Annotated in this window: 4 protein-coding genes; all 4 read right to left on the bottom strand. The window is 51.6% G+C overall.

Features of this window, described 5'->3' with window-relative positions:
- Positions 1 to 31: 31 nt before the first annotated feature.
- Positions 32 to 1,636, bottom strand: coding sequence for an ATP-binding protein (locus tag IBX50_RS18430; RefSeq protein WP_292257864.1), 1,605 nt, complete (start codon positions 1,634 to 1,636; stop codon positions 32 to 34).
- A gap of 18 nt (positions 1,637 to 1,654) precedes the next feature.
- Positions 1,655 to 1,972 (bottom strand): nucleotidyltransferase domain-containing protein, encoded by a 318-nt coding sequence (locus tag IBX50_RS18425; RefSeq protein ID WP_292257863.1) that lies wholly within the window; start codon positions 1,970 to 1,972, stop codon positions 1,655 to 1,657.
- A 4-nt stretch (positions 1,973 to 1,976) separates the two neighbouring features.
- A complete protein-coding gene (locus IBX50_RS18420) occupies positions 1,977 to 2,399 on the bottom strand; it encodes a nucleotidyltransferase substrate binding protein (protein WP_292257862.1) in 423 nt (140 codons plus the stop codon).
- A gap of 82 nt (positions 2,400 to 2,481) precedes the next feature.
- Positions 2,482 to 3,555 (bottom strand): hypothetical protein (locus tag IBX50_RS18415; RefSeq protein WP_292257861.1); only part of this gene is annotated, 1,074 nt, incomplete at its 5' end.

The following is a 3,555-nucleotide window of genomic DNA, read 5'->3' as shown; positions in this document are numbered from 1 at the left end:
TCGCTCTCGGAGAAAGCTCCCACAGAACCTATCAGGCTCCCCAGAGTTGGATGGTTTTGTTGTCGTAATCCGCTTGGCTCTGCCAGATTTTTTCATCCCAACTGACCGCCGGGTCGCGGTCAAAAATCACCAGGTGGGTTTCATCAGCACCCACGCGCTGGCTGTAGTCGGTGGCTTGTTCCAGCCCTTTTGCAATCACGGTATCCAGGCTGCCACGCAGGAGTTTGAGTTCTATCACCACCCGCTGTAAAGGGCCGTACATGCCCTGTTCGGGGTCGGTGGGCCATTCGATGAATAAATCCGTGCGTTTGCGACCCAGTCCGTATTCTCGGCTAATGCGTCCACCACCGTTAATAATGCGTTGCAGGAAGGCTTGCATGAGCAACTGGGGAGCCGCTTCCTTGTAATCAAAGCCCTCACTCCAACTGTCCGAATGCTCACGGAAAAATTGCTGGAAGGCTTGCAAGAGTTTAGTAATGTTCAATGAATGGTCAGGATTGATGTACCAGGCCTGTTCCTGGTTGGCGATCATCACCTGAGTCGGCCAAGTCAGTTCTCTGGGAATCACTTCTTGATAAATACGGTTGGTGATTTTGACCGAAGGACGAACCGTGATGAGCCCCAAGTCTTCAACATATTGCAGATCATCGACTTGGGTTTGCCGAATTTGCTCTTCATCCTCACCATTTAACAAAGCACTGATCACCTGATGCACTCTGGGCTCTTTAAGCTTGTCGGTCAGTTGATCCAGATGGGTCGCACGGGAATAAATCAGGCGCTCCCGTGCCTGCTGATAGTCCACCAGTGAAATAGGGCGAGAGCGATCCCGAGCTTCACGATTTTTCCAGGTGACTTCGTAACCCAAAGCATTCACCAACCAGGGCTGACCTTGAGTATCTTCCCATAACTCCGGGAAAATCGCTTCATCAAACACCTGGCCTGTTTCCTGGGTATGCTGCAACCACAGACTGCGGGTTTCTTCCTGGGTAAAGTTGCCCATCCTCAGGGACTCTGCCTTGATGTTAAAAGCACTGCCCCCGGTGATCACCTCTGCCCCTTCCTGATGCATGCGATAATCGCGCACATCCCGAACACCGCAGAGAATAATGGATTGTGGAAAAAAATCCGGGCGCTGGGCATAACCGGCACGGATCTGGCGCAGCAGGGAAATCAGCGTATCACCGACCAAAGCATCCACTTCATCCAACAAGAGTACCGTGGGCCTGGCTTCTGAGCGACTCCAGTGTTCAAGTAGCTCGGTTAATTGATCCTGTACCGCAAACTGTTTGCCCTGTTCCTGATACCAGGCCTTCAAATCATCACGAGCAAGATAAAGAGCGATTGACCGAGCAATGGCATTGCAAGCCGCCGGAATGCCCTGGGTTTCATCCCCCCGTGCTGCCTGAGCCCCTTCGATATTGGCATAGGCACAGGCATAACGCCCAGAAGCATTCAACTCCTTCATCATCGCCAAGAGCGTAGAAGTTTTACCCGTCTGGCGCGGGGCATGCAGCACAAAATAGCGCTGTTCTCGAATCAGTTGCTGTATTTCATCCCAATCCAACCGATGAAGAAGATCCAAGTGGTGATGCAGCTCCGGTTTAATTGGGCCAGCATTGTTAAAAAATTTTTCCATCTTCATGTGCCCCAGAAATCAATAAACCACATCATGCCTATCAGTGTACACCACCAGCCAAACTCGCTGGATGTGACTCAGCAAGTCTGGATTATCGATGTGGTGTTTCAGTATCAGGTCAAGGCTGTAGGGTAACACCAACTCATCCAGCGCTGCCGCAAGCTGCAGAAAGCTCTGAAACGGCAGATCAGGTGCATCAAGGCAAAGATCAATATCCGAGTTAGCACGATGCGTTCCCATGGCACGAGAGCCGAACAGGATCGCACATTGCACATCCGGATAATGACTCAACTCAGCCTGGAGCTTTTCCAATATATTGCATGGCAACCCAGCCATAGCTTTATGACCTGTCACGTTGCTGCTCAAGCGCTGCTAAAAGAGACTTCAGCAGCGGATGGTAGGTATTCAAAATCTGATCTGCAATCAAGCGAGCTATTTCACGGTTGTAGGTGTGTGATGTCAAAGTGCGACTTTTGATCATCGCAAACCATTGATCACCGGCCTCAATCAATCCCCGCTCAAACGCCAGGCGTATAGCATCCCGACTGCCTTGTATGCCTGTTTCACCCTGATCCTTGTAAAAATCCTTGATGGTGTTCCAGGCCAGTTCATAGGTGTACTCAAACGCCTGGATCAGCCCCTGCTCTTCCAGCTTGGAAAGATCCCGTTGATGGCTTAACGCAACAGCCTCATCCAGCTCATTAAATACAGCCTGGTAATTCTGCAAACGCTGGTGCCAGCGAATATCCAGAGAACGGCTCATGGTTTAGCTTTCTCCCTTACAGCTTCGGTATCAATACCCATACTGCTGGCTTGTAGGAGCGCAGTCCCTGCGCGAAACAAGGTCACGCCCCCCAGACTTCAATCTGCCGATCCTCAGCCTTGCGGCTTTGCTGCCAGATTTTCTGATCCCAGGGGGTGGCCGGGTCGCGGTCAAAAATCACCAGGTGGGTTTCATCAGCACCCACGCGCTGGCTGTAGTCGGTGGCTTGTTCCAGCCCTTTTGCAATCACGGTATCCAGGCTGCCACGCAGGAGTTTGAGTTCTATCACCACCCGCTGTAAAGGGCCGTACATGCCCTGTTCGGGGTCGGTGGGCCATTCGATGAATAAATCCGTGCGTTTGCGACCCAGTCCGTATTCTCGTGAAATTCTGCCACCACCGTTAATAATGCGTTGCAGGAAGGCTTGCATGAGTAACTGGGGAGCCGCTTCCTTGTAATCAAAACCTTCACTCCAGCTTTCCGAATGCTCACGGAAAAATTGCTGAAAAGCTTCCAGCAGCTTGTACATATTCAGGCTGTGATCCGGGTTGAGATACCAAGTCTGCTGTTCAACCAGGGTATCTTGCAAGACGCTAGTCAGTTCGCGCGGCAGCACTTCCCGGTAGATGCGGTTACTGATACGAACCTGGGGTTTGCGTTCAATCAGGCCCAGGTCAACTACATATTGCAGATCATCTTCAGGGAGCTGTAAGCCGGTATCCTCGCCCACCAGCAGGGGTTGAATAATGCTTCTGACCCGTTTTTCTTTCAGTTTGTCACTAAGCTGATCCAAGTGGGTCGCACGGGAATAAATCAGGCGCTCCCGTGCCTGCTGATAGTCCACCAGTGAAATAGGGCGAGAGCGATCCCGAGCTTCACGATTTTTCCAGGTGACTTCGTAACCCAAAGCATTCACCAACCAGGGCTGACCTTGAGTATCTTCCCATAACTCCGGGAAAATCGCTTCATCAAACACCTGGCCTGTTTCCTGGGTATGCTGCAACCACAGACTGCGGGTTTCTTCCTGGGTAAAGTTGCCCATCCTCAGGGACTCTGCCTTGATGTTAAAAGCACTGCCCCCGGTGATCACCTCTGCCCCTTCCTGATGCATGCGATAATCGCGCACATCCCGAACACCGCAGAGAATAATGGATTG

The organism is Marinospirillum sp., assembly GCF_014859565.1.
Note: the sequence above shows the minus strand (reverse complement) of the source record. Positions and strands in the feature narration are given on the sequence as shown.

Coding starts and splice junctions, on each gene's coding strand:
- IBX50_RS18430 (WP_292257864.1), bottom strand. CDS start 1,636: ATGGAAAAATTTTTTAACAATGCTGGCCCAATTAAACCGGAGCTGCAT.
- IBX50_RS18425 (WP_292257863.1), bottom strand. CDS start 1,972: ATGGCTGGGTTGCCATGCAATATATTGGAAAAGCTCCAGGCTGAGTTG.
- IBX50_RS18420 (WP_292257862.1), bottom strand. CDS start 2,399: ATGAGCCGTTCTCTGGATATTCGCTGGCACCAGCGTTTGCAGAATTAC.